The organism is Streptococcus mitis (assembly GCF_023109105.1).
Taxonomy (GTDB): domain Bacteria; phylum Bacillota; class Bacilli; order Lactobacillales; family Streptococcaceae; genus Streptococcus; species Streptococcus mitis_BW.
Genome location: NZ_JALDTZ010000021.1, coordinates 22,367 through 26,595 on the forward strand (window position 1 = coordinate 22,367; position 4,229 = coordinate 26,595).

General features: G+C 38.9%; 1 protein-coding gene. It reads right to left on the reverse strand.

The features are described from left to right. The coding region (locus M1F37_RS09325; protein ID WP_247935593.1) for a Cna B-type domain-containing protein at positions 1 to 3,737 on the reverse strand (3,737 nt) is incomplete at its 3' end. Positions 3,738 to 4,229: the final 492 nt, after the last annotated feature.

The following is a 4,229-nucleotide window of genomic DNA, read 5'->3' on the forward strand; positions in this document are numbered from 1 at the left end:
TAAGTGTTTGTGATAGTTGTACCGTTGATAGCTGTTGAGTAGTTTGCTACAGTATCTTCTGTCACAGTGTAGATGATTTTTTGACCTTTTTTATAGACTGGTAGGTTTGTGAAGGTATAACTCCATGTTTCACCCTCACCAGAAACTGTTGCTGTTTGGACTTTCTCACCATTAGCTAAGAGATGAACTGTAATGCTAGCAGGACGGAGACCGTCTTGATTTTTAGCATCATCCCAAACTTTTTTCACAGTTACTTCTGTTGTTTCAGGAGTACGCTTATTGGTAATTGTTGCTTTTCTATCTACAAACTGAGCTTCTTCTTTATCAACTGTGTAATAAGTTGGTACTTTAACTTCTTTTACTGTATAGCTGATAAGGTTACCATTGCTATCTTTATCTGGAAGATTGCTAAAGGTTGCTTTCCAGTCACTTCCTGCTGAAAGTGTTACTGGTTTCCCTTCTGCTTTTCCATTTTTGTACAATTGGAACTCGATGGATTCAGGACGAAGACCTTCTACGTTGTCTTGGTCATCCCAAACTTTAGTTGCTTCTAGATTGAGATATTTGATATCATTCTCATTTGTGATTAGTTTTGGTGAAGCTTTTGAACCAACAGCTTCTCCGTCAATTGTGACATGATAGATTTGTTGATCTGCATCGTAGGTCACCACGACTGCATGTTCAGTCTCATCCAACTTATAGTTAGTTGGTGCTTTAGTTTCTTTAAGAGTATAAGTTCCTTCTATTAAGGTTGTAAAAGCAACATTTCCATCCTTATCAGAAACTTGGGTCGCAAGGACTGCACCACTAGCATCCAATAAATTGAACTCAGCACCAGCTAATCCCTTGCTAGTATCGTCTTTATCAACTTTCTTCACATGGAAGCTAGCGCCGAAGATTTGAGATGTTACTGTATTGGACTCACGGTTCCCTTCATGTCCTTTAGCCTTGTAACCAAATTGGTTATGAGCTTGTACGACACCTGAACGACCACCATTATCCTTGTTATCTTCTGTGCGGTCTAGCATCAATTGCTTAACTTGGTCTGTCAATTCACTTGGATTGACAACAGGTACAGCAATATCTACTTGACTACGAGCACCAATAGTGGTTCCTTCATTAGCGACAATCTTAATTCCTGTTACTTGACTGTAGTCTGTAACATCTTTTGACCAAATATCTTTATCTGCAGCTTGTGCCATGGTACTAGATGTAACTGTGGTATCTGTTGTGTAGTATGCTGTCCATCCTTCTGGCGCAGTGATAGGACCGCGAAGACTTACAGTGTATTCTGTCTTACGGGCTGAAGCATCAAGTGTATTGACATCACCTACTTTTGGAAGGGCATCAAAAATAACAGTATTTTCAACAGGAGTATCTGTATTATTTTTGATTGTTAATTTATAATTAAAGGTTTCCCCTGGTTTAAAGGTACGAGTCACTGTTGATGCATCAGATAAGTCGTCATTTTTAGCAATGAACTTACGAGAATATACACCTTCAGCAGCTACAATGGTATAGTTTGATTCTGCATGAGGGATTTTATCCGTTGTAGAACCATTGTTATTTAAATCATAGCTATCTACTGCAACCTTATTCGGGTTAGCAGTTTCTAGATCCCAGAGACCCTCTCCTGCCATATAGATATGGTTGGTAAAGGTTCCGCCATCTGCCTTCCCTTTTAGTTTGGTATAGATAAATGGCAAACGAACTTGACCACCAGTCTCTAGAGAGCGTTTGATAAATTCCTTCTGATCCAAGTGGAAAATCAAGGCAGAACGTCCAGAGTTGTGGTAGTTTTCGATGACCTCATAGGATTTATACCAAGGGCTATAATAGCGACCGTTCTTATCAAAATATTGATCTAAGTTATTGAAGTCAATATCCAGCGTATTTGGATCAAAGAGGTCAATGACCCGCAAATCTTTGTAATCCTTACCTGGATCTAAGCGAACATTATCGGCAGATAGGGAAAAACGAATGGTTTTTCCATCTGTGAATTGGACATTGTTGTAATCTGTATTCTTTGTCAGATTAACATTTTCTGTCAATGGAAGAAGCTTGAACTGCCATTTAGCAGATTGGTCTCTATCTGCCCCTGACTGGGTTTTGTAAGTAATCCGTCCAGTATTTTCATAGGCATTCTTGGCCTCATCGTTCTGATCAATATGAGTCTTTTCTGGATCCTTGAAGGCAGTATAGGTAGAAATATAAATCCCTTGACCCGATGGAAGCTCGAAGTCGTCTTTCATCTCCAGTCTCCAGCCAACGACCGTTCCGTATTTGGTCAAATCAGTGCTTCCAAATCCATCCTTGTCTGCCTCTGGTTGGATTTCTTTGGTCGAACCATCTTCCATTGTAAGGATGATGCGCTTCACGTATTGATTGATCAAAGGTCCATTTCCATAGATCCCAATCATCATACGAGTATATTCTATCTTAGTAAACTTCAAGCGTGAGTCCACTTGCTCATCATAAAAGACAATATTCTTTTGAGCAAATGGAGTGATGTTATTGTATTTCAAGAGCCATTTGTAGTTGGCTGCCTTGTAGTCGGTCGAGTCGTAAACATTTCCTTCTGCTTGTTTCGCAAAAGATCCTTTTCCTTCCAAGTCACGAGAGGTTAATCGGAAGATGAGAGAGTCTTCAGCCGTTACATCAGGTTCTCCCTCCCCACGTTCCGCAGGAACCCCCACGACAGTTGCAGTGTTGGTCAAGTCTTTCACTAAGACATCCTCTAGGGTTTGGTCTTTCTCCATGACCAAATCAGGGAACTTCAAGTACAAGAAACTCTTGTCTTGAATCTTTTGCATCAAATCTCCGTGGTAACTTTGAACATTTTTATTTTCATCAGCCACAAAAGTTTTTGAAACTGTGCCATCCCCATTGTCGACCCAGCCTTCTGATTTTTCTGTATCTAGAACCGCTGTACGAGTTTTTCCATCTTTGTCCGTATAGGTTGGCAGCTTATCTGTGATCGTTGCAGATTCCAACTGACGATAGCTACCATTGTACTGTCCACGCATTCCATCTAACAAGAAGGCAAACGGAACTGAGGTAGTTTTTTCAATGTACTTTTTGCCATCTGTTCCAGTTACAATCCCTGGAGATGCTTCAGCATAGTCTCTGGACATGGTCGCATCATAGTTCTGATTGACAAACTTGGTTAAGATATAATCCTTGTATTGAGGTTTCCAGGTAATGCTATTTAAAGCAGTCTCAGCACCATTGATATTGAGCGTCCCTGTGATATCCATCGAGTAGTTGGTCGGAGGAAATCCTAACTTAAACTTGGCGATGAATGGTAGGGTCAAGACCTCAGATTTTTGGTAGTTCGTAAAATGCAGAGTTACATGGTAGGCATCTCCTACCTTGGTCACAACTGGTGCATCATGCTGCGAACTACTATTGAAATCGGGAATATTAACCTCATCCAGGTATTTCCCTGGTAACACTAGATTCACAGCAACATCATCAAGGTCTGTTGTCAGATTCTTAGGTGTAATCTGGATGTACCCAGACATCGTGTCACCCGTACTATAGGCCATCCCACCAGGATGGTCTTGTTTATCACCATACAATAGGCTAACATCTAAAGCACCATTATCTCCTACTGCTAGCTCTTTAGCCAGAACTGATACAGTTCCTTGGCTCATTTGTCCTAGCATCATCAATATGGTGAATAGGGCAAAACCTTTCCTCAAAAAGGTTTTCCATAAGGACTTTCTCCTTTTCATTTTTCTTCTCCTTTATATTAATTGAAACACAATGGCTCAAATTAATTTTATCACAATTTATAAAAATAATCTACAAAATTACACATTTTTTACTCCCTATGTACATTTTTTTTATATTTCTGTGTTTTGGATGCATCATATTTTTAGTAATTGTTTCACCATAGGATAGATTGGATTCATTTACTATTAAAGAAATAACCGTCATTTTCTAAATAGTTATGAAGAGAATATTTCTAATAACCTCTAATAAATAAAAGAATCTACCAAAATTGGTAGATTCTTTCAGAATGTAGACAAACGTCATTTTTGGCGTTTGTCTTTTTTGCTTTTCAAAAATATTTTGTCTTATCACCTCCTAATCTATCCCAAAATCTGAATTTGAGAAAAATAAAAAGAGATATTCGCTATCCATTTGACTAATTTTTTAATATTTAAACACGCTAAAGTAAGCCCAACTTTATCCTCCATTTTGGACTTTCCTTTCTCTCTAGT